We start from the raw sequence: 21,106 nt of genomic DNA on the forward strand, positions 1-21,106 counted from the left end.
CACGCAAAACGCTCGGCTGGAAAACTCCAGCCGAGCGTTTACGTGATCTACTGACAGGCATCTGACCATCAGGTGTTGCGAGGACCCCTAGAATCCGCCCAATCGCGTCGGGCCCTTCGGCGTACAGCATGTGATCGTCAGTGCATGTGATCGTCAGTGCATGTGGTCGTCGAGGAATTCGGCGACCACCGTGGTCACGGCCTGGTGAATCTTTTCGTGCAGCAGATCGTGTCCGCCGTCCTCGAACTCGCGCAGGCTCGCCTGCGGAACGCGTCCGATCCATTCACGCACGGCATCGACCGGTGCCAGACGATCGTCGACCCCGTGCACGGCCAGCAACGGGATGACGTTGTCGGACAGGTCGTCGGCAGAACCGGTGACGGACTTGGGCGTGCCGCACAGGATTGCGCAGCGGACGGCCTCCGGATGCGCACCCAGCGCTGCGATGGCCGTCGCGGCACCGAGCGAGTGGCCCATCAGGGCGAACGACAGCTCGGGGTGCTCGGCCTCGGCGATGTCGATCAACTGCAGCGCGTTCTGTGCGAGACCGGGGATCTGTGCTGCGTCGGTCAGTTCACCCTCGGTCAGGCCGTGCCCCACGTGATCGACCGCCCACACGTCCACCCCACGCTCGTTCAGCAGCCGCGCGAAGCGGTGGTAGTGGGCGCTGTTCTGGCCGAGACCGTGCAGGAAAACGAGACCGAATCGAGCGTCGGCGACGGTCCAGGTTCGATAGTGGACAGCACCGGTGGCTCCGTCGAAAAAAGGCATTGAATCATTTTGCCTGTTCCCGCCGGCTTCCGCGCGCAACGTGACCGGTGCCGCTGTCGTGGGTCGCTAGGGTGGACGCTTGTGTTCCTCCTCGGCGATCAGGTCGTCTACAGCGCCAGCGACCTCGCCGCGGCGGCGTCCTGCGAATTCGGCCTGCTCCGACGACTGGACGCTGTCACCGGCTTGATCCCCCGGCAGAGCGTCGCAGCCGACCCGATGCTCGACCGCACGTCCACACTCGGATTCGAGCACGAACGACGCCAACTCGAGGCGTTCGAGCAGCGTTTTCCCGGTGGCGTCCTGACCATGGACCGACCGGGCCGTACCGCACAGGAACTGGCGGACGCGGCATGGGCGACCTTCACCGCCCTGACCTCACGCACGCCGGTGCTCTATCAGGCCACCTTCTTCGACGGACGATTTCTCGGTTTCTGCGACTTCTTGGTAGCCGACGGTTCTCGTTACACCGTCTACGACACGAAACTGTCGAGACACGCGAAGGTGCCGGCGCTGCTGCAGTTGGCCGCGTACGCCGACGCGCTGCACACCGGGGGTATCACTCCGAGCGAGCAGGTCCATCTGATGCTCGGCGACGGCAGCGACTCCGCGCACGCACTGGCCGACATTCTTCCGGTCTACCGGCAGTCGCGAGCACACCTGCAGCACATTCTCGACGAGCATCACGCCGAGGGCACCGTCGTCGAGTGGTTCGATCCGCGGTACTCGGGATGCGGGCAGTGCGATGCCTGCACCGCCGAGGTGGAGCAGCATCGCGATCTGGTGCTCGTCGCCGGCATGCGCGGCAGCACCAGGGACCGTCTACTGGACGCAGGAATCTCGTCGATCGACGAGCTCGCCGAGTCGAGTACCCCGGTGGACGGCATGTCCTCCCGGACACTGGAGAACCTGCGGGCGCAGGCAGCCTTGCAGGTACGCCAAGAGCGCAGCGGGGCAGCCGAATTCGAGATCTTCGACGCCGAGGCACTGGGGGTGATTCCCGAGCCCGACGACGGCGACATCTTCTTCGACTTCGAGGGAGATCCGCTGTACGCGGAGTCCGGTTCGTCCGACTGGGGTCTCGAGTACCTGTTCGGCGTCTACACCGCGGACGGCGACTTCCTGCCGTTCTGGGCACACGACCGTGCGCAGGAACGTCGTGCGCTCATCGACTTCCTCGACTACGTCGCCGCCCGCCGAGCCGAGTATCCGAAGATGCACGTGTATCACTATGCGCCGTACGAGAAGACGGCTCTGCTGCGGCTGGCCGGCCGGTACGGAGTGGGCGAGGACGCCGTCGACGATCTGCTGCGGGAGAACGTTCTCGTGGATCTCTACCCCGTCGTGCGGTCGGCTGTTCGGATCGGTGCTCGCTCGTACAGCATCAAGAAACTCGAACCGCTGTACATGCCCGCGGCCCGTGACGGAGACGTCACCGACGCGGCGGCGTCGATCGTCGAATACGCGCACTGGTGCGAACTGCGCGATCGAGGCAAGGACGCCGAGGCGGCAGCTCTGCTCGCCGACATTGCCGAGTACAACCGCACCGACTGCGAATCGACACTGCGACTGCGTGATTGGTTGCTCGATCGGGCATCGGACGCTGGGGTAGCACCGCGGTCCCCGCAGCAGCTGGACCTCGAGGACATCGTCGACCGCACCGCGACCCCACTCGAACTCGAACTGGCCGAGCACGCCGGACTGCCGTGGGATCGCACGCCGACGCAGCACGCGCTCGGATTGTTCGCCGGTGCCATCGGATATCACCGACGAGAGAACAAGCCGTTCTGGTGGGGCCACTACGACCGCCTGACCCATCCGCTCGACGAATGGGCCGACGCCGCGGACGTTTTGAAAGTCGAGCGCGCCGAGCTGGTGCACGACTGGATGAAAACTGCACCCGGACAACGGGTGCTGCGTCGTCAGGTCAAGTTGATCGGGCACCTGAGCAACGGTGTGCTGTCCGGCTCGAAGGTGAAACTGCTGTACGAGAACCCGGCCCCGGAGGGGTTGACGAAGCAGCAACCGGCGCATCGGGCCACCACATCGGTGGAGATCGTGCAGACCGGGTACGAGGGAACCCTGGATGTAGTTGTCGTACAAGAGAATCTACGCAAGGGCGTGGAGGAGTACACCGATTTCCCGGTTGCCACCGCCCCCGAGCCGCCGCCGAACACCAAGCATCTCGAGCAGGCGATCGTCTCCGTCGCGACCGAGGTTCTCGGCGGGTTGCCGGAACTGCCGCGCACGGCCGTCGCCGATCTGCTGACGCGCTCGACGCCTCGAACCCTTTCCGGCTCCGGCCTTCCCGCGGTCCACGACAAAAACTACGCACATGCGATCACGGACGCGCTGCTCGATCTCGACAATTCGTACGTCGCGGTGCAGGGCCCGCCCGGCACCGGGAAGACCTACACGGCGGCGCGCGTCATCGAACAGCTGGTGAACACCCATCATTGGCGGATCGGAGTGGTCGGCCAGTCGCATCACGTGGTGAACAACCTGCTCGACACCATCGTCGGGGCCGGGGTCGACGCCTCGAAAGTGGGCAAGAAGGCCCCGACCGCGCACACCGTCGTGGACATCGCCGGATACTCGCACTTCGTCACCGAGGCCGACGAGGGCTGCGTCATCGGCGGCACCGCTTGGGATTTCTCCAACCCCGGCCGAATACCACCCGGCTCCCTCGATCTACTCGTCGTCGACGAGGCCGGTCAGTTCTCCCTCGCCAACACCATCGCGGTCTCGGTATCGGCGCGCAATCTGCTGCTTCTCGGCGACCCGGCGCAGCTCCCCCAGGTCAGTCAGGGCACCCACCCCGAGCCCGTCGACGAATCGGCCCTGGGATGGCTGACGACCGGGCACGCCACCCTGCCCGCCGACCGCGGCTACTTCCTGGCGACGACGTGGCGGATGCATCCGGATCTGTGCGCGCCGGTGTCGATGCTGTCGTACGAGGGCAAGCTCGAATCGAACAAGGATGTGACACAGTCACGTTCGCTGTCGGGTCTGGAACCGGGCCTGCACGTCGTCCTTCTGGACCACCACGGCAATTCCACCGACTCGATCGAGGAAGCCGACGAGATCGTCACGCGGGTCCGGTCGTTGCTGGGTCGGCCGTGGGTGGACCCCGCACACGGCAGCGACCCGCGCCCGATGCAGCAGTCCGACTTTCTGGTGGTGGCGGCCTACAACGCACAGGTCGCCGTCATCGTCGAGCAACTCGCAGCCGCCGGACTCGACGAGGTGTCGGTGGGAACCGTCGACAAATTCCAGGGCCGTCAGGCACCGGTGGTCCTCATCTCCATGGCAGCGTCGGCCATCGAGGACGTGCCCCGCGGAATGGGATTCCTGTTGTCGCGCAACAGACTCAACGTCGCCATCTCCCGCGGTCAGTGGGCCGCGATCCTGGTGCGCTCGCGCGCGCTGACCCATTATCTACCGTCGACCCCGGACGGACTCGTCACGCTCGGCACGTTCATGCGGCTGTGCGAGAACGCACGTCAGCCGAACGCCATACCCTCGCCGCGGTAGGTGGGAACGGCGTCGACCGATCCGTCGGAATGCACCAGAGACAGGGTGTCGAACCGCTCGCACAACTCCCCGGCCTTGGCGTGGCGGAACCAGATTCGATCGCCGATGCGCACCTCCTCGGCCCCGCTCACCGGGGTCTGCACCTCTCCCGCGCCCTCGTTGCGCAGCAGTTTCAGGCCCGACGTGACAACGCCCGCTGCCCTCCTGGACCAGCCGACAGGTCGGGGTGATCGCGACCAGGATGCCGGGCCCGACGCGATGTAGCCGCCGCCGAACGCGGTGGCGATCCGCGGAGTCGGCTTGCGCACCACCGGCAGTGCGAAGAACAGCGAGGGTTCGGCCGAGAACGCGCGATACCGATCGAACAGGGTCGGCGCGAACAGACCCGAGCCCGCGGTGACCTCGGTGACGGCCGGATCCGCGGCAGAGAAATCGATCGACCCGGTACCACCGCTGTTGACGATCTCGAGCGGCCCGATCGCCGCGGTCACGGCGTCCACCACTGCTGTTCTCCGCGCACCGATCTCACGAGACGACAGCGACTTCATCAGCTCGACAGCGACGTTGGCGTCGGGAACACCGGCGATCTGTGCCTCGTAGAACATCAACCCCACCACCCGGAACCCCCGCGAGCGAGCCTGACGGGCGAACTGCGCCACCTGCTCCGGATCCCGAAGCGGAGAGCGCCTGACCCCGATGTGCAGCGGCCCCACCCGCAACGATGCGTCCACGTCGATACAGACGCGGGGCTTGAGTAGGTCGCTCCGCGCGGCGTCTCGGACGAGGTCCAGTTGCGCGACGTCGTCGACCATCAAGGTGATGCGTCCCGACAGCACGCGGTCGTTGACCACCTCGGCGAGCGCCGTTCGATCGACCGTCGGGTACCCCATCAGAATGTCGTCGACGCCGGCCCGCGCCAACCAGATCGCTTCGCGCAGCGAATAGGCCATCACTCCGGATACACCCTGCGCCGCGAGGACCCGATTCAACACGGCTCGGCACCGCACCGACTTGCTGGCGATCCTGATCGGTACACCGTTCGCGCGGGCACGCAGTGCTGCAGCATTGGCATCGAGAGCTGTCAGATCGACTGCTGCCGTAGGAGATTCGAGACCCTCGGTGGCTGCGGCAATGCGGGACAGCGGGGTCGTAGCGGTGGTGATGTCACCGGCGATCGAACTCATTCGGCACATTCCTTCGTCGTCGTTGCCGGGCCGACACAGTCAAACACTCCGCAGCCGAGAAGTCCCGTCGAGCGGTTTTCCACTCAGCGATCTTCTGCCTTCGCGGCGATCAACCCGGACAGGTCGTCGATCTGGGCCAACACTTCGAGATCGTCGCCGTCGACCAACCACCGCAGCACCAAACCGTCGAGAGTCGCCATCCCGAAGCGGGCGATCGACTCCACCGGTTCGAGCCACCGCGTGCCGGTGTGGTCGGAACAATTCTCGAAGAACAGCTGCGCCTCGGAATCCCGGATTCGATACTGCCCGCTGGCGATCTCGGCGGCCGTGGCCGAACCCAGTGCGCGATGCCGCAACAGATACGTCTTGATCTCGTACGCCAACAGCTGACGACCGTGCGATTTCTCAATAAGCAGCCACACCGCGCTCAGCCCGCTGTGCACCAGCTCGCGCAGCCCCCGAACACCGGGTAGTTCGTGTGTTCCGACCGCGCTGTCCAACGCGGCGTGCAGTATCTCGGTGACGTCGACGATGAGGTGCTCGCCCATCGCGATCACCAGATCCTGCTTGGTCTCGAAGTGGTATTGCACGATGCCTTTGGTGACGTCGGCATATTCCGACAGCGCCCGAACGGTGAGCGACTCGATACCGACCCGCTCGGCGACGTCGATTGCCGACTGCACCAGTTGTGCGCGGCGCACGTCGGCGGGCAGCCTCGATTGCATGACCCGATACTAGGTCGCGGTCGACATCTGTGCCTTGGATTGCCCCAGGGGAGCGCGCTGCGAGATAGTGATTCGATGATCGAGCGGTCGTGGCAGAACTGGGCGGGCAATCAACATGCATTCCCGGCGCGTCGAGCCGAGCCCTCGTCGGTCGAGGAGCTGCGTGCGATTCTGCGCGATGCCGCCGAACGCTCTCTGCCGGTGCGCTGCGTCGGGGCAGGGCATTCCTTCACACCCATTGCCGTCACCGACGGTATTCAGATCGCCTTGGATGCGCTGAGCGGTATCGAATCCGTCGAACGCGCCGACGACGGATCTGCCCAGGTGACGGTGCTGGCCGGCACTCGACTCCGGGAGTTGTCGGCGCGGTTGTGGGAGCTCGGTCTGGCGATGACCAATCTGGGCGACATCGACGAGCAGTCCGTCGCCGGGGCCATCTCGACGGGCACTCACGGAACCGGTGCCGGATTCGGCGGCATCGCCACCCAGGTGCACGCGCTGGAGCTGATGACCGCAGACGGACAGTCGGTGCAGTGCTCCCGAGACGAGAACACAGAACTGTTCGGCGCGGCCCGCATCGGTCTCGGCGCTCTCGGCGTCATCACGCGTGTGACGTTGAACTGCGTCGCGGCGTTCGCGCTGCAGGCCGTCGAGACGCCGTCGACGCTGACGGCGACGCTGCGCGACCTCGATGCCACCGTCGCCGGCGTCGACCATTTCGAGTTCTATTGGTTTCCGCACACCGATCGTGTGCTCACCAAACGCAACACCCGCCTGCCCGGTGACACCGATCTGCGTCCGCTGGGCAAGGTGCGCTCGTATCTCGACGACGAACTGCTGTCCAACACGGTCTTCGAGGGCCTCAACCGAGTGGTGACGCGAGTGCCTGCGTTGATTCCCAGGGTGAACGCGGTCTCGGCCCGAGCACTGTCGGCTCGCGAGTACACCGACCGCTCGTACCGGGTGTTCGCGTCGTCGCGGACGGTCAAGTTCGTCGAGATGGAATACGCCGTGCCCGTCTCCGAGATCGCCTGGGTGCTGCGCGAGGTGGATCGCTGGCTCGAGCGTTCGGCGATCTCCATCGCGTTCCCCGTCGAGGTGCGGTTCGCGGCCGCCGACGACATCTGGCTGTCCACGGCATCCGGGCGTCCGACGGCGTACATCGCCGTGCACCAGTACCACCGGCGTGATCACCGCGAGTACTTCGACGCTGTCGAAGCCATCTGCCGCAGCGTCGGAGGTCGACCGCACTGGGGCAAACTGCACTCTCTCGGCAGCGCCGAACTGCGTGATTCCTACGAACACTTCGACGACTTCCTGCGCATCCGAGATTCACTGGACCCGACGCAGCTGTTCCGCAACGACTATCTGGACCACCTGCTGTCGTGAGCGGTATCTCGTACCCTGCTACGAAATACCGCGCACGACGAGTTCGCTTACATTGGACTCGGTGAGCACAGGAAAACGCGCGCTGTCCGGCATCATCGCCGCCGGAGTCGTCCTCGGCGTCGGCGAATTGATCGCCGTCCCCATCGGACCGAACTCGTCACCACTGACCGCCGTCGGATCCTCGGCGGTCGACAACAGTCCGGCACCGGTCCGTGAGTGGGCCATCGACACGTTCGGCACCTCCGACAAGCTCGCCCTGTTCATCGGCATGGCCGTGGTCATCGGTGCTATCGCCGCCGCGGCAGGAATCGCTCGCAAACCGATCGGGGCCGCGGTGTTCGCCGCCTTGGGCGTAATCGGCGTCCTCGCCGCGGTGACCCGACCCGACGCGACGGTGTTCTATGCAGTCCCGACCATCGGCGGCGTCATCGTCGGCATCGTCGTGCTGCACGCCCTCATCGGATCCGCCACCCCGGCGACCGACGGGATGAACCGACGCAGTTTTCTGACCCTCGCCGCCGGTGCCGCAGTACTCGGAGTCGTCGCAGGGACCGCCGGACGAATGCTCACCTCGGCGCGAGCGGTCACCGCCGATCGACTCGGCTTCATGCTCCCGACCCCGACGCCACAAACGCCGATACCGGCGGGGGCGGACCTGAAGATCGACGGCCTCGCGTCGTACATCACCCCGAACGAGGACTTCTACCGCATCGACACCGCGTTGGTCGTGCCACGCGTCGCGTCGGATACGTGGTCGCTGCGGATCCACGGCATGGTGGACCGCGAGATCGAGTTGACGTTCGCCGATCTGGCGCAGCGTCAGGCGGTGGAGAAAACAGTCACGTTGACGTGCGTGTCCAACATCGTCGGCGGCGACCTCGTCGGCAACGCGACGTGGATCGGCTACCCACTGAAGGACATCCTCGAAGAAGCGGGTATCTCCCCCGACGCCGACATGGCCCTGTCGTCCAGCAGCGACGCCTTCACCGCGGGCACTCCCCTCGAGGTGCTGCTCGACGGCCGGGACGCACTGTTGGCCGTCGGGATGAACGGCGCCCCGCTACCCGTGGAGCACGGTTACCCGGCCCGACTGGTCGTGCCCGGACTGTACGGATACGTCTCGGCCACCAAGTGGGTCACCGACATCGAGATCACCCGATTCGACAAGGTGACGGCATACTGGACCGACCGCGGCTGGGGCGTACTCGGTCCGATCAAGACCGCTGCCCGCATCGACACCCCGCGCTCGGGCAGCTCCGTGTCCGCGGGAAAGACCGTGTTCGCGGGCGTCGCCTGGGATCAGCACACCGGCATCGAGGCCGTGGAAGTACAAGTGGACGAGGGCAATTGGGTGCCGGCAACCCTGTCGGAGGAGTACTCCAAGGACACGTGGCGGCAGTGGATGATCGAGCTCGACCTGCCGGCGGGCCAGCACGCGATCCGCGCCCGGGCTACCAACTCCGCCGGGGAGCTGCAGACCAACAAGACTGCAGACACCGTCCCCGACGGAGCAACCGGCTACCCGAAGATCTCGGTGACGGCGAACTGATTCAGGTTGTCGCGAAGCTGGCGCGAACCGAATTCTCCGCCAACTGTGTGCGCTCGTCCGCGGTCAGACCCATGCCCTCTTCCAGCGCGGAGAAGTTGTCGTCGACGTACCCGCCGAAATAAGCGGGGTCGTCGGAATTGATCGACACCGACAACCCACAGTCGAGCATCTGCCGTAGCGGCAACTGCGCGACGTCGTCGATCACCTTGAGCCGAACGTTGGACAACGGGCAGACGGTGAGCGGAATCTGTTCCTCGACAAGTCGATTCACCAACGCCTCGTCTTCCAGGCATCGCACGCCGTGATCGATGCGCTCGACCTTCAGCAGATCCAGCGCCTGCCAGATGTAGTCGGGCGGGCCTTCCTCACCGGCGTGGGCGACCACGTGCAGGCCCTCGGCGCGTGCCTTCGCGAACACGTCGACGAACAGCGACGGCGGGTAGCCGACCTCGGCGGAGTCGAGACCGAGGCCGATGATCGGTGCCTTCATCGCCAACAGGTCGTCGAGCAATTGGTTGGCGTGCAGCACCGGCTTGTCTCGCAGAATCGACGCGATCAACCCGCTGGTGACGCCGAATTCGCGCTCACTGGTCGCGCAGGCGTCGGCCAATCCCTCGACGACGGCCTGGAGCGGTACACCGCGCTCGGTGTGCGCCTGTGGATCGAAGAAGATCTCCGCATGCGTCACCCCGGCCTGCGCGGTGCGGCGGAAGTACGCGCGCGCCAGATCGGCGAAGTCCTCGGCGGTGCGTAACACGGCCATGTTCGCGTAGTACAGATCGAGGAAGGACTGCAGGTCGGTGAACTCGTACTTCGCCTGCAATTCGTCGATATCGTTGTACGGCAGCGTGATTGCGTTGCGCTCGGCAAGATCGAAGATCAGCGGAGGCTCGAGCGACCCTTCGATGTGGAGGTGCAGTTCGGCCAGTTGATCATTACTCACTCATACGATTCTACTTGCCGGTGTACGTCGCCTTACCAGGGCCGACCTCGAGGAAGCTCGTCACCGCACCGCGCAGATCCTCGGTCTCGAACAATGCGCCCGAGACCTCCGACGTGATGTCGTCCGCGTGCGCCACACCGCCCGAACGCCACGCGGCCACAATCTGTTTCGTCGCCGCATGGGCGACGGTAGGGCCGTCGGCCAGTCGGTGTGTCAACGCGAGCGCCGCGGCATCGACGTCGTCGTGGATCTGGTTGACCACGCCCCACTCCTTCAACGTCTGGGCGTCGTAGAGATCTCCGGTCATGACGAATTCACGTGCCCGACCCGACCCTGCCCGCTCGGCCAGACGCTGCGGTCCGCCCATCGACGGCGTCAACCCGACGACGGTCTCGACCAGACCGAACTTCGCCTTGGGTCCGGCGAGAACGATGTCGCAGGCCAGCGAGATCTCGAACGCCGCGGTGAGGGTCAAACCGTGCGCGGCGTAGATCACCGGGCACGGCAACGCCTCGAGCGGGTGAATGATGCCGGCGAACAACGCACGCCACAGATCGGCGCCCTCGTCCGCGGACAATCCCTCGAACACGTGCACGTCGACGCCCGCCGAGTTGACCGCGCCCTCGGCGCGCAGCAGAACCGCACGCGGCGGGTTCGCGGCCAGATCGGCAACGTTCGCGGCCACCGCGTCGAACATTGCCTGATCGAACAGATTGAGGGGGCCGTGATCGAACGTCAGGACAGCGACCTCGGCGCCGGCCGCAGTGGTCGATCGGACGAGCGAGGTAGGTGCGTCAGCCATGCCTCGCATAGTGCCATACGCGTTCCGGGGCGTAGTTACCGACGAGTATTGTGCGCGTATCAGCCGTTACCGAGAGGAACAAGTAAGTGAAGCGCAGCCTGTTCGAGTCCGACCACGACGACTTCCGCGCATCGGTACGCGAGTTCGTCACCAGGACGATCACACCGGTCGAGGAAAAGCTGGTCGAACAGCGATACATCGACCGCGAGATCTGGCTCGAAGCAGGACGCAACGGTTTCCTCGGCCTCGAAGTGCCCGAAGAATACGGCGGCAGCGGAGCCGAGGACTACCGATTCAACGCCGTCCTCGGTGAGGAACTCGCCCGCTCGAGTGCCGCGGTGGCGTCGTGCTTCGGTATCCACGTCGACATCGTCGCGCCCTACCTCGTCAAGCTCACCACCGAGGAGCAGAAGAAGCGCTGGCTGCCCGGGTTCTGCAGCGGCGAGATCCTCACCGCCATCGCCATGACGGAACCTTCCGGCGGCTCGGACCTCGCCGCGCTGAAGACCACCGCCGTCAAGGACGGCGACGACTTCATCATCAACGGCTCGAAGACGTTCATCACCAACGGTAATTCCGCCGACCTCGTCATCGTCGCCACGCGCACCACGCCCGAGAAGAAGGCGAAGGGCATCACGCTGTTCGCCGTCGAGAACGGAACCGAAGGATTCACCCGCGGCCGCAAACTCGACAAGGTCGGCCAGCCCGAATCCGACACCGCGGAACTGTTCTTCGAGAACGTGCGAGTACCCAGCGCCAACATGATCGGCGAATTCGACGGCGGCTTCATCCACATGATGCAGCTGCTCCCCCAGGAACGCATCAGCTGCTCGGTGGCCAACCTCGGACACGTACGGCCCATTCTCGAAGAGACGCTGCAGTACGCCAAGGACCGCAAGGCATTCGGTCAGCAGATCGGCTCGCTGCAGTGGAACAAGTTTCTGCTCGCCGAGCTCGTCACCAAACTCGATGTGGCGCAGGCATACATCGACAACTGCATCGTCGCCCACGGCCAGGGCGAGCTGACGGCCATCGACGCAGCCAAGGCCAAATGGTGGAGCTCGCAGGTGCAGAACGAAATTCTCGACCACTGCGTCCAGCTGCACGGCGGCTACGGATTCATGAACGAATACCGCGCTGCGCGCGCGTGGAAAGACGCTCGCGTGACCAAGATCTGGGCCGGATCGAACGAAATCATGAAGGAACTGATCGGCCGGGATCTGGGACTGTAGAGCGGCTTCGCCGCATGTGAGTGGAACTTCGTAGCAGGGGTCGAGGTTCCACTCACATGGGTTTCTCGAACGCAGGCCGGGCGTAGAAGCAGACCGCGACCATGCCGACCAGGAGCACCACGGCGGGGAGGATCAGCGACTGCGCCATGGCGGTGGTGAAGCCGTCACGCAGCATCTCGGGCACTCGGCCGGCGAATTCGTTTGCCCCCGAAGCCGATCCACCGGTAGGTAGTTCGGCGGCCAAGCGCGATTGGATGAGCGCGCCGATGCCCGCGCTGCCGAGCACGGACCCGATCATGCGGGTGGTGTTGTAAATTCCCGAACCTGCACCCGCCTGGCTCATCGGAAGATTACGAGTGGCCGTCGCTGCCAACGGAGACCAGATCAACGCATTCGCCACACCCATTGCAGCGACGGGGAGCAGCAACTTCCAGATGGCCGTCGTGGGCGTCATCTCGTAGGCGAACCACAGCAGCGACGCGGCGAGGATGAACAGTCCCGATCCGGCGATGTACCGCGGATGCGTCTTGTCGACGAGCTTGCCGATATTGGGTGCGAGCAGTCCGGTCAGCAGCGCCATCGGAACGAACAGCAGTGCCGACCGGGTGGGCGTCAGACCGGTGACGCTCTGCGCGTAGAACATGATTGGCAGCATCATGCCGGACATCGCGAAACCCATTGCGGCGATACCGATATTGGACAGCGAGAAGTTGCGGTCGCGGAACAGGGCCAAGGGCACCAGCGGCTCGCTGGTATTCACGGACTGCCAGTAGACGAACCCCGCGAAGACGAGCAGACCGACACCGATGAGAATCCACACGCCGGTACCCCAGTCGTACTTCTGACCCTCCTGGATACCGAAAACGATGCAGAAGAGTCCGACGGCGCTGAGCGCAACGCCTACTAGATCGAACTTGTGATCGTGGGTCGGTAACACCGGAACGAACTTCAGCGCCAACGCAATTGCGAGAATGCCCACCGGCACGTTGATGAAGAAGATCCATTCCCAGCCGAGCGAGTCGACCAGCACACCGCCGAGAATCGGCCCGACGAGCGTAGCGACGCCTGCAACGGCACCCCATGCCCCCATCGCCGTTCCGCGCTTTTCCGCCGGGAACACGCGAGTGATCACCGCCATCGTCTGCGGGGTGATCATCGCCGCGCCGAGGCCCTGAACCGCGCGGGCAGCGATGAGCATCTCGATCGATCCCGACAGTCCACACCACACGGACGCGAGGGTGAACAGCACCAGGCCGGCGATGTACAGATTCCGAGGACCGAACTTGTCGCCCAATCGGCCCGTGACCAGCAGTGGAACGGCGTAGGCGAGGAGATACGCGCTGGTGACCCAGATGACGTTGTTGATGTCGGTGTTCAGCCCGGTGAGGATCGCAGGTTGCGCGACCGCGACGATCGTCGTGTCCACCAGGATCATGAAGAAGCCCAAGCACAGTGCCCACAGCGCCGGCCACGGTCTGATCTCGTGCTGCGACGGGGCAGTCTCGACGGAATTCATGTAGCGCTCCCTATCCCCGAAATCGGGCTCGTGTGATGTGCGGAGATGTGATGCGGCCAGTCGAGCTCGCCGCTGTCGATCCGATCGAGGTAGCGCGTCAGCCACTGCACTTCTGCGCGCAGCATGTGGTGAATGTAATCGATTCCGGCCCAATAGATTTCGGATATCTGGCGATCTGCTGCGAGCTGTTGATAGCCCGACAGTTCGTCGATGTCCGCGGTCAGGTCCACGATTCGCTCCCGTAACAGGGCGGTCGCGTCGGATGCGGGTAGGTTGTGCATTTCGGACAGGCCGAGGACGAACTGCGGGTATTCCCGCACCGGGGTTCTCAGAATTTCGGTCAGCCGATCGGTCAGCACGTGCCGTCCGGCCGAGGTGATCCGATAGGTGGTGCGCTCCGGACGGTTGCCACCCCGGTCGGTTCCGACCTCGTCGACCAGTTCCTGCTCGTGCAGACGTGCGACCGCGTGATAGAGCGAACCCGGGCGAATCTTGACGATTCGATCTTCCTTGCGGGAGAGCAGCAATTGATACATCTCGTAGGGATGCATCGGGCCCTCCGAGAGCAGAGCCAGAATCGAGACGCCCAGCGGATTGACGGTTCCGGCTCGCATCGATCCCCCTGTCACCTATCCCGCACGAATTATTCCAACTGGAATATAGGGCCGGCGATAGCCTCGGAGCAACCCGGACAATGCGCCCACCAGGGGACAAAGGCGTGTTTCGACGCAGAATGGGCACCGACCGCGGTCGATGCCCTCACCGAACAGACGAAGGCCGGATACTCGGAAATACTTCCGTGTATCCGGCCTTGTCACCGAGTTTCTGGTGCTGAAAAAGTCTAGAGTTTCAGTCCACCAGGAGAAATCGGGTTACGAAGCTTGAATCAGATGGCGCGGACGCCGGTAGCCTGGGGGCCCTTCTGACCCTGGCCCACCTCGAACTCCACGCGCTGGCCCTCGTCGAGCGACTTGAAGCCGCTACCCTGAATCTCCGAGTAATGAACGAAAACGTCCGGTCCGCCACCATCCTGCTCGATGAAGCCGAAGCCCTTTTCGCCGTTGAACCACTTCACACTGCCCTGCGTCATTCTGTAAACCTTCTGTAAGCGAGCTAGATCTTCACGTCGAAGCTCTAATCTCAAAACCGAGTCTGCCATCTATCGGCGCTGAGCGAAACACCGGGGGCGAAAAAGTTCGAAAGATTGCTTTGGGACGGTGAAACAGAAATGCCGCCACAGCTGCCGCAGCCCGTCGGTTCCGGTGCCGTCGCTACTGTCGAACCGTGGAATTGCCTGCCTACGATGCCGACCGATTCGATCCCCACCGACTCGACATCGTCCGACTCGCCTGGTGCCGACGGCTGTCGTTGGACGACCGTGCCCTCGATACCACCGCGGACCGCGTCGAACATCGGACCGACACCGAGAACATCGTCGTACTCCGACTGGCGCAGACCACTCTGATCGTCGGGCCGTCCTGGGCCGTGGACGCCGCACGCGGCATCGAGGGCCAGGCAGACACCGGTCGGACGTGGTTGTCGACGCTGCTGGGCGATCGCGTCGAGCAGTACGATATCGACTCCCACACGCTGGCCTACGGATCCGAGATCGGCCACACCATCGACGTCCACGATCCGCTGATCTCCCACGACGCAGAGCACGCCCGCGCTCTGGCGGAGCACTGCAGCGAGGCCGACGTGACGGAGGCATTCGGCGAGCCTGTGTCGCGGCACTGGTTCACTTTGCTCGGAGACGACCGACCCGCGGATTCGGCGCGATCCCTGGCCTCGGCCGGGTACTCGGAAGAAAATATGATCCTGGCCGACATGCGCGTTCTCACCGACCCGGACCACCGACGACACGGACACGCCGCGGTCGTCGGGCGGCTCGCGACCAACGATGCCATCGACGACGGCCTGATACCGCAGTGGCGAGCGCGACCGGAGAACACGACCGCTCGACGCCTTGCCGCCCGGCTCGACTACGTGGAGATCGGCGCCTGCCACACCGCCGTGCGTCGAACCTAGGCGCTTGAATCCGGTCCGGACTGGGTAGCGTTCGTGAGACCGACCGATGTGAGGAGTTCGATCATGGCCGAGGACGCCACCTACGTGAAGCCGGGCGAGGAATTCAAGCGCGATACCAACTACATCCCGACGCGCATCACCGCCGACGGCCGGGACGGGTATCCGGTGGAGCCCGGGCGTTACCGGTTGATCGCGGCGCGGGCCTGCCCGTGGGCCCATCGATCCATCATCGTGCGTCGACTCCTCGGGCTCGAAGATGTTCTGTCCCTTGGCATTCCGGGTCCGACCCACGACCCGCGCAGCTGGAACTTCCAGGAGGAGCCGGGCGGCGTCGACTCGGTTCTACAGATCCCTCGGCTGCAGGACGCCTACTTCGCACGGTTCCCGGACTACGAACGAGGCATCACCGTGCCGGCGATCGTCGACGTTCCCACCGGCCAGGTCGTCACCAACGACTACCCACAGATCACCCTCGACCTCAGCACCGAGTGGACGCAATACCACCGCGAGGGCGCGCCCGATCTGTACCCGGAGGCGCTCCGCGGCGAGATCGACGAGGTGGCCGATCTGGTGTTCAAGGACGTCAACAACGGCGTCTACCGCTGCGGATTCGCCGGCTCGCAAGAGGCATACGAAAAGGCGTACGACCGCCTGTTCGCTCGCCTCGACTGGCTCGTCGAACGGCTGTCCACCCGGCGGTATCTCGTCGGCGAGCACATCACCGAGGCCGACGTGCGACTGTTCACCACCCTCGTCCGTTTCGATCCCGTCTACCACGGCCACTTCAAGTGCAACCGCAGCAAGCTCACCGAGATGCCGGTGCTGTGGAACTACGCACGCGACCTGTTCCAGACTCCCGGATTCGGTGACACCGTCGACTTCGATCACATCAAACGGCACTACTACGAGGTGCACACCGACATCAATCCGTCGGGCATCGTGCCGAAGGGGCCCGATCTGGCCGGCTGGCTCGAACCGCACGGACGTGAATCACTCGGCGGATCGCCCTTCGGCGACGGCACCGCGCCGCAGCCGCCGAAGCCGGACGAACTGGTCCCGCCCGAGCACTGGGTCTGACGACTACTGGGTCCGACAACTACTGGGTCCGACAACTGCTGGGTCCGACAGGTACGGCTATGCCCCGGCGTAGGTACCGAAGCTCCAGTAGACCCCCTCGGCGTCGCGGCAGATGAAGCCGCGGCTGCCGTAGTCCTCCTCGCGCAGGCCCTGCGTGACGGTGCCGCCCGCCGCGACGACGCGATCGTGGATGCCGTCGGGGTCGTCGGTGACGATGTAGATCGACCCGACACCCGGCGGCAGTTCGCCGATGGCACTCCCGTCGCGAACACTGCCCAGCATCACCCCGCCGCCGTCGGGCCAGCGCAGTTCCGCATGATCGACGCGGTCGCCTTCGCCGTGAACCGCGCACTCCTCGAATCCCAACACGTCGACGATGAACCGAATTGCGTCGCGTGCGTTCTCGTACTTCAGAGCGGGCCAAATGTGTGTGGTCATGACGCCATACCTTCCTCGTCGGCCGCGCGGATCGTCACCGGCGACGCCGCGATGGGACAGAGTCTCGAACATGCCCCCACCCCGACGCGGCGCGCGCCACCGGACACCACCTCGCTCGGAGGAATCTGCACGCCACCAGTCTAAATTGCCCCGAACGTGTGCAACGAGGAATTCGCGGGTAACTCCCCCGACCAGCGTCACCGACGCTCGCAACCGAAAGAGGTATCGATGGCAGGCAAGAAGGACGACGCTCAGGTCGAGATCTCGAGCGGAGGCAAGCTCGAACGGGCCCTGGTCAACATCCTGGACAACGCCAGCCGCCTACAGGGGCCCGCCGTCGACAAATACGTCGCGCACGTGCGTCGAGCACACCCGTACGACACCCCGGCCCAGATCATCGAACGGCTCGAGAAGCGATTCCTGCTGGCGGTCACCGGCAGCGGATCGGCAGTGGGAGGCGCAGCGGCGGTCCCCGGAATCGGTACGGTCGCATCGCTCGCCGCCGTCGGTGCCGAGACCGCGTTCTTCATCGAGTCGTCCGCTCTGCTGACGCTGTCGGTCGCGTCCGTGCACGGCATTCCCGTCGAGAATCACCAGCAGCGACGCGCGCTGGTGCTCTCGGTGGCACTGGGCGAATCGGGCATGCAGATCGTTCAACGAACAGTGGGCAAGACAGCCAAGAACTGGGGCCCACTCGTCACCTCGCGCATCCCGGGCGGCTCGATGGCCAGCATGAACAAATCGCTGGTGAAGAAGTTCGTCACCAAATACCTGGCCAAGCGCAGTGCACTGCTGGTCGGCAAGATGCTTCCCGCCGGAATCGGCGCGGCGATCGGCGGCGCTGGCAACCGAGTGGTCGGCAAAGGCGTCATCAAGAACGCCCGTGACGCCTTCGGCCCGCCGCCCGCACGGTTCCCGGAAAATCGCATCATCGAACCGGACGAATGAGAATGCCCGGAATCTTCGAGAGGCTGCTGCGTTGACTTCGAACATGACTTCCACACCTGAACTCGGCAAGTACGGCGTCTGGCGACTGCACTCGGCGTTCACGCCGGCGTTGTCCCGCGCCATCGAGTCCTTCGGCTACGGGACCATCTGGCTCGGCGGATCCCCGCCCGCGGACCTGACGACCACCGAGGAGATCCTCGACGCCACGGACACCATCGTCGTCGCCACCGGCATCGTCAACATCTGGTCCGATGCAGCCGCCGACGTCGCCGCGTCGTATCACCGCATCGAGAGCAAGCACCCCGGACGGTTCGTCCTGGGCATCGGTGCCGGTCACCCCGAGGCCACCCAGGAGTATCAGAAGCCGTACGACGCATTGGTGAGCTACCTCGACGACCTCGACGAGGCCGGAGTCCCGATGGAGCGTCGGGTCCTCGCCGCGCTCGGCCCCAAGGTGCTCGCGCTGGCCGCGAGCCGTACCGCAGGCGCGCACCCCTATCTGACCACTCCCGAACACACCCGTGAAGCCCGAGAAGCAGTGGGGCCGAACAAGATTCTCGCTCCCGAGCACAAGGTGGTGCTCGAGACCGATCCGGAGAAGGCACGCGCGATCGGTCGGCCACCGGTGAACAATCCCTACCTGCATCTGCGCAACTACACCAACAATCTGAACCGGCTCGGCTACTCGGACGAGGAAATCGGCGACGGCGGCAGTGACCGACTGATCGACGCGCTCGTCGCACACGGCGATGCCGACGCCATCGCGGCGCGACTCGACGAGCACCTCACTGCAGGCGCGTCGCACGTGACGCTGCACTCGCTGCCCGACGACGCCGACCCGCTCGAGACGTACCGGGAGATCGCTGCGGCGTTGCATCGCTGAAACCGGGTCATCCCGCCCGTTGGTCCCACCCCGTAACCTCGTGTACCGGTTGCCGCAAAGCAACCGGCACACGAGGTGCACCGACGGCCAGGGGGACACCGCACAGATGACCAGCTACTCGGCTCCGGCGCTGGAAGCGCAGGCTTTGACGAAACAATTCGGTACCGTTCGCGCGGTCTCGGACCTGAGCTTCGTCGTTCCACGCGGAACCGTCACCGGATTTCTCGGGCCGAACGGCTCCGGCAAGTCCACGACACTGCGGATGCTGCTCGGCCTCGTCGCCCCGACTTCGGGCGTCGGCCTCGTCAACGGCGTTCCGTTTCGTACGGCGACCCACCCGGCCCGTACCGTCGGGGCCGTTCTCGACTCGCTGAGTCTGCACCCCAAACGCAGCGCCGAGCACCACCTGAAGATCTACACCGCGGCGATCGGGGTACCCGACAGCCGCGCCCTCGACGTCCTGAACCTCGTCGGTCTGGGCGACGCCGCACACCGCGCAGCAGGCGGGTTCTCTCTCGGCATGCGTCAGCGATTGACGTTGGCAACAGCTCTACTCGGCGATCCCGAGATCCTCGTACTCGACGAACCCGCGAACGGCCTCGATCCCGAGGGGATCGCCTGGCTACGAGACTTCCTCAAAGCGTTCGCGGCATCGGGGAGAACCGTGCTGGTATCGAGCCACATCCTGCGCGAGATCGAGCAGACCGTCGACACTCTCGTCATCGTCAGCGCCGGCACCCTGATGTACCAGGGATCCATCGCTCAGCTGCGATCCACCCGCCCGAGCCGCGTGCTCGTCGCCGCGTCCGACCCAGCGAAACTGGCTCTGGCGTTGGCGTCTACCGGACTCACCGACACCCAACTGCTGCCCGACGGCCGCATCGGCGTCGCGGGTGCCGACGCTGCAACTGTCACGCGCATCGCGGCCGACGCTGGGGTCACGGTCTTCGGCACCACCAGCGAACACGTCGACCTCGAGCAGGTGTTCCTGTCCATGACCGCCGGTCAGTACACCGCAGCACCCGTCCAACCCACTGCATACGGACCGCCGCCGGGATACGGACCACCGCCTGGATACGGGCCACCGCCTGGTTACAACCAGGGGTACTCACCGCCGCCACAGAGCTACGGACCACCGCAGAACTGGAACGGGGGTTCGCGATGAACGCGCTGTTGACATCCGAGATCCGCAAGGTCACCACACTGAAGTTCTGGTGGGCGCTGGCGATCGCACCGATCGTTGTCGGCGTGTTCGCGTCCGTCATCACCTCGGTGATCGCGAACCAGCTGGGCGAGTTCGAGGAAGATCTTCAGATCGCCGGCGGTGTCGCCTCCATCGGCCTGTACGTCGCCGCGGGTGCCGCCATCCTGTTCGCCGGCATCTTCGGCGCGGTCAACGCCGGAACCGAGTTTCGACACAAGACCATCACCACCAGCTTCCTGACGGCCCGCGGCAGGGACGGCGTCGTTGCCGCCAAACTCATCGTCACCGCCCTGTTCGGCCTGGGGTACGGCCTCGTCGTGCTCCTGGCGAGCCTGGTGTGTCTGCTGATCTTCAGCCAACGAACAATCGTCCTCGACGGCGCTTTCATCGGCGTCGTCGCGTCGTGCCTGCTCGCCGTGGTGCTGTGGTCGCTCATCGGAGCCGGGCTGGGGTTGCTGCTCAAATCCCCGACCTGGGCCGCCATCGTGCTCGTCGCCTGGCTGCCGTTCGGTGAAGGACTGCTGTCCCTGATTCTGTTCGGAGTAGGTTTCGGACCGGTGGCAACCGCGCTGCCGTCGAACCTGACATTGCCGACGATGGCCGCGACACAATTGGACGATGCGGGCGACCTCGCGTCGTGGCCGTGGGCTCCGCTCGGACTTGCTCTGTGGGCCGTGATCCTCACCGGTGGCGGGTGGTTCCTGGCCCGTACCCGGGACATCGACTGACCACCGCATCGGTGGGGATGTTCGCCCGATCCTGCTGTCGGTAGCCGGGTCTACCGTGTGAATCGATGGCACACAGCGAATACGTGAAGGATCGAGCAGCGTCGGGCAGCAATACGGGCAGTACCCGTCTGCTGGAAACCGACCCCGGCTCGTCCGGC

At 65.0% G+C, this 21,106-nt stretch carries 20 protein-coding genes; 10 read left to right on the forward strand and 10 right to left on the reverse strand.

The genetic code is table 11. The features are described from left to right. Nucleotides 1-153: 153 nt before the first annotated feature. Entirely contained in the window at nucleotides 154-771 is a 618-nt protein-coding gene (locus CH285_RS10870) for an alpha/beta hydrolase (protein WP_032375181.1), read from the reverse strand. An 81-nt stretch (nucleotides 772-852) separates the two neighbouring features. Here CH285_RS10870 and CH285_RS10875 point away from each other — a divergent pair, with 81 nt between their 5' ends. Beyond that, nucleotides 853-4,302 (forward strand): TM0106 family RecB-like putative nuclease, encoded by a 3,450-nt coding sequence (locus CH285_RS10875; protein ID WP_094643814.1) that lies wholly within the window; start codon nucleotides 853-855, stop codon nucleotides 4,300-4,302. On the opposite strand, the gene CH285_RS10880 is transcribed toward CH285_RS10875, so the two are convergent. After that, entirely contained in the window at nucleotides 4,272-5,486 is a 1,215-nt protein-coding gene (locus tag CH285_RS10880; RefSeq protein ID WP_057472866.1) for an alanine racemase, read from the reverse strand. The genes CH285_RS10875 and CH285_RS10880 overlap by 31 nt on opposite strands. A gap of 83 nt (nucleotides 5,487-5,569) precedes the next feature. Beyond that, nucleotides 5,570-6,211, reverse strand: a complete 642-nt coding sequence (locus CH285_RS10885) for a TetR/AcrR family transcriptional regulator (protein ID WP_027498003.1) — start codon at nucleotides 6,209-6,211, stop codon at nucleotides 5,570-5,572. Between the two features lie 75 nt (nucleotides 6,212-6,286). Here CH285_RS10885 and CH285_RS10890 point away from each other — a divergent pair, with 75 nt between their 5' ends. Further along, nucleotides 6,287-7,600 carry a D-arabinono-1,4-lactone oxidase gene (locus CH285_RS10890; protein WP_027498004.1) on the forward strand — a complete coding sequence of 438 codons (1,314 nt, stop codon included), beginning with the start codon at nucleotides 6,287-6,289 and terminating at the stop codon, nucleotides 7,598-7,600. Between the two features lie 61 nt (nucleotides 7,601-7,661). Continuing rightward, nucleotides 7,662-9,149: a molybdopterin-dependent oxidoreductase gene (locus tag CH285_RS10895; RefSeq protein WP_057472952.1), complete on the forward strand. Its 1,488-nt coding sequence runs from the start codon at nucleotides 7,662-7,664 to the stop codon at nucleotides 9,147-9,149. A gap of 1 nt (nucleotide 9,150) precedes the next feature. On the opposite strand, the gene CH285_RS10900 is transcribed toward CH285_RS10895, so the two are convergent. Together CH285_RS10900 and CH285_RS10905 are read right to left on the reverse strand one after the other, a co-directional pair. Beyond that, complete coding sequence (locus tag CH285_RS10900; RefSeq protein ID WP_057472864.1) at nucleotides 9,151-10,092, reverse strand: adenosine deaminase; 942 nt, start codon at nucleotides 10,090-10,092, stop codon at nucleotides 9,151-9,153. 10 nt (nucleotides 10,093-10,102) lie between these two features. After that, nucleotides 10,103-10,894: an enoyl-CoA hydratase/isomerase family protein gene (locus CH285_RS10905; RefSeq protein WP_094643821.1), complete on the reverse strand. Its 792-nt coding sequence runs from the start codon at nucleotides 10,892-10,894 to the stop codon at nucleotides 10,103-10,105. Nucleotides 10,895-10,980: 86 nt separating this feature from the next. Here CH285_RS10905 and CH285_RS10910 point away from each other — a divergent pair, with 86 nt between their 5' ends. Further along, a complete protein-coding gene (locus CH285_RS10910; RefSeq protein WP_027498008.1) occupies nucleotides 10,981-12,126 on the forward strand; it encodes an acyl-CoA dehydrogenase family protein in 1,146 nt (381 codons plus the stop codon). A 52-nt stretch (nucleotides 12,127-12,178) separates the two neighbouring features. On the opposite strand, the gene CH285_RS10915 is transcribed toward CH285_RS10910, so the two are convergent. From CH285_RS10915 to CH285_RS10925, 3 genes are all read right to left on the reverse strand, one after another. Next, nucleotides 12,179-13,642, reverse strand: a complete 1,464-nt coding sequence (locus CH285_RS10915; protein ID WP_032365402.1) for a DHA2 family efflux MFS transporter permease subunit — start codon at nucleotides 13,640-13,642, stop codon at nucleotides 12,179-12,181. Beyond that, entirely contained in the window at nucleotides 13,639-14,256 is a 618-nt protein-coding gene (locus tag CH285_RS10920; RefSeq protein WP_048315880.1) for a PadR family transcriptional regulator, read from the reverse strand. The genes CH285_RS10915 and CH285_RS10920 overlap by 4 nt, the downstream gene beginning before the upstream one ends. Nucleotides 14,257-14,528: 272 nt before the next feature. Then, nucleotides 14,529-14,732 (reverse strand): cold-shock protein, encoded by a 204-nt coding sequence (locus tag CH285_RS10925; RefSeq protein WP_008714360.1) that lies wholly within the window; start codon nucleotides 14,730-14,732, stop codon nucleotides 14,529-14,531. Between the two features lie 194 nt (nucleotides 14,733-14,926). Here CH285_RS10925 and CH285_RS10930 point away from each other — a divergent pair, with 194 nt between their 5' ends. Together CH285_RS10930 and CH285_RS10935 are read left to right on the forward strand one after the other, a co-directional pair. Further along, nucleotides 14,927-15,670, forward strand: a complete 744-nt coding sequence (locus CH285_RS10930) for a GNAT family N-acetyltransferase (RefSeq protein ID WP_080730184.1) — start codon at nucleotides 14,927-14,929, stop codon at nucleotides 15,668-15,670. 63 nt (nucleotides 15,671-15,733) lie between these two features. Then, entirely contained in the window at nucleotides 15,734-16,747 is a 1,014-nt protein-coding gene (locus CH285_RS10935) for a glutathione S-transferase family protein (protein WP_045840759.1), read from the forward strand. Nucleotides 16,748-16,804: 57 nt separating this feature from the next. On the opposite strand, the gene CH285_RS10940 is transcribed toward CH285_RS10935, so the two are convergent. Next, nucleotides 16,805-17,185: a VOC family protein gene (locus tag CH285_RS10940; RefSeq protein ID WP_094643822.1), complete on the reverse strand. Its 381-nt coding sequence runs from the start codon at nucleotides 17,183-17,185 to the stop codon at nucleotides 16,805-16,807. Then, a complete protein-coding gene (locus CH285_RS28370; RefSeq protein WP_255032191.1) occupies nucleotides 17,182-17,316 on the reverse strand; it encodes a hypothetical protein in 135 nt (44 codons plus the stop codon). The genes CH285_RS10940 and CH285_RS28370 overlap by 4 nt, the downstream gene beginning before the upstream one ends. Nucleotides 17,317-17,413: 97 nt before the next feature. On the opposite strand from CH285_RS28370, the gene CH285_RS10945 reads away from it, so the two are divergent. The 4 genes from CH285_RS10945 to CH285_RS10960 all read left to right on the forward strand — a co-directional run bounded on the left by CH285_RS10945 (nucleotide 17,414) and on the right by CH285_RS10960 (nucleotide 20,948). Beyond that, complete coding sequence (locus CH285_RS10945) at nucleotides 17,414-18,133, forward strand: hypothetical protein (RefSeq protein WP_037219502.1); 720 nt, start codon at nucleotides 17,414-17,416, stop codon at nucleotides 18,131-18,133. A 43-nt stretch (nucleotides 18,134-18,176) separates the two neighbouring features. Beyond that, nucleotides 18,177-19,016, forward strand: a complete 840-nt coding sequence (locus tag CH285_RS10950) for an LLM class F420-dependent oxidoreductase (RefSeq protein ID WP_094643815.1) — start codon at nucleotides 18,177-18,179, stop codon at nucleotides 19,014-19,016. Between the two features lie 106 nt (nucleotides 19,017-19,122). Then, complete coding sequence (locus CH285_RS10955) at nucleotides 19,123-20,181, forward strand: ATP-binding cassette domain-containing protein (protein ID WP_094643816.1); 1,059 nt, start codon at nucleotides 19,123-19,125, stop codon at nucleotides 20,179-20,181. Next, nucleotides 20,178-20,948 (forward strand): ABC transporter permease, encoded by a 771-nt coding sequence (locus CH285_RS10960; RefSeq protein ID WP_032365398.1) that lies wholly within the window; start codon nucleotides 20,178-20,180, stop codon nucleotides 20,946-20,948. Before CH285_RS10955 ends, CH285_RS10960 begins: the two co-directional genes overlap by 4 nt. The last annotated feature ends 158 nt before the right edge of the window (nucleotides 20,949-21,106 follow it).

The organism is Rhodococcus sp. 05-2256-B1 (genome assembly GCF_002258465.1).
Lineage (GTDB): Bacteria > Actinomycetota > Actinomycetes > Mycobacteriales > Mycobacteriaceae > Rhodococcoides > Rhodococcoides fascians.

Excerpts from the sequence above, each read along its gene's own strand:
- CH285_RS10870 (WP_032375181.1), bottom strand. The coding sequence starts at position 771 with ATGCCTTTTTTCGACGGAGCCACCGGTGCTGTCCACTATCGAACCTGG.
- CH285_RS10925 (WP_008714360.1), bottom strand. The coding sequence starts at position 14,732 with ATGACGCAGGGCAGTGTGAAGTGGTTCAACGGCGAAAAGGGCTTCGGC.
- CH285_RS10915 (WP_032365402.1), bottom strand. The coding sequence starts at position 13,642 with ATGAATTCCGTCGAGACTGCCCCGTCGCAGCACGAGATCAGACCGTGG.
- CH285_RS10885 (WP_027498003.1), bottom strand. The coding sequence starts at position 6,211 with ATGCAATCGAGGCTGCCCGCCGACGTGCGCCGCGCACAACTGGTGCAG.
- CH285_RS10935 (WP_045840759.1), top strand. The coding sequence starts at position 15,734 with ATGGCCGAGGACGCCACCTACGTGAAGCCGGGCGAGGAATTCAAGCGC.
- CH285_RS10960 (WP_032365398.1), top strand. The coding sequence starts at position 20,178 with ATGAACGCGCTGTTGACATCCGAGATCCGCAAGGTCACCACACTGAAG.
- CH285_RS10880 (WP_057472866.1), bottom strand. The coding sequence starts at position 5,486 with ATGAGTTCGATCGCCGGTGACATCACCACCGCTACGACCCCGCTGTCC.
- CH285_RS10940 (WP_094643822.1), bottom strand. The coding sequence starts at position 17,185 with ATGACCACACACATTTGGCCCGCTCTGAAGTACGAGAACGCACGCGAC.
- CH285_RS10920 (WP_048315880.1), bottom strand. The coding sequence starts at position 14,256 with ATGCGAGCCGGAACCGTCAATCCGCTGGGCGTCTCGATTCTGGCTCTG.
- CH285_RS10890 (WP_027498004.1), top strand. The coding sequence starts at position 6,287 with ATGATCGAGCGGTCGTGGCAGAACTGGGCGGGCAATCAACATGCATTC.
- CH285_RS10905 (WP_094643821.1), bottom strand. The coding sequence starts at position 10,894 with ATGGCTGACGCACCTACCTCGCTCGTCCGATCGACCACTGCGGCCGGC.
- CH285_RS10950 (WP_094643815.1), top strand. The coding sequence starts at position 18,177 with ATGACTTCCACACCTGAACTCGGCAAGTACGGCGTCTGGCGACTGCAC.
- CH285_RS10955 (WP_094643816.1), top strand. The coding sequence starts at position 19,123 with ATGACCAGCTACTCGGCTCCGGCGCTGGAAGCGCAGGCTTTGACGAAA.
- CH285_RS10945 (WP_037219502.1), top strand. The coding sequence starts at position 17,414 with ATGGCAGGCAAGAAGGACGACGCTCAGGTCGAGATCTCGAGCGGAGGC.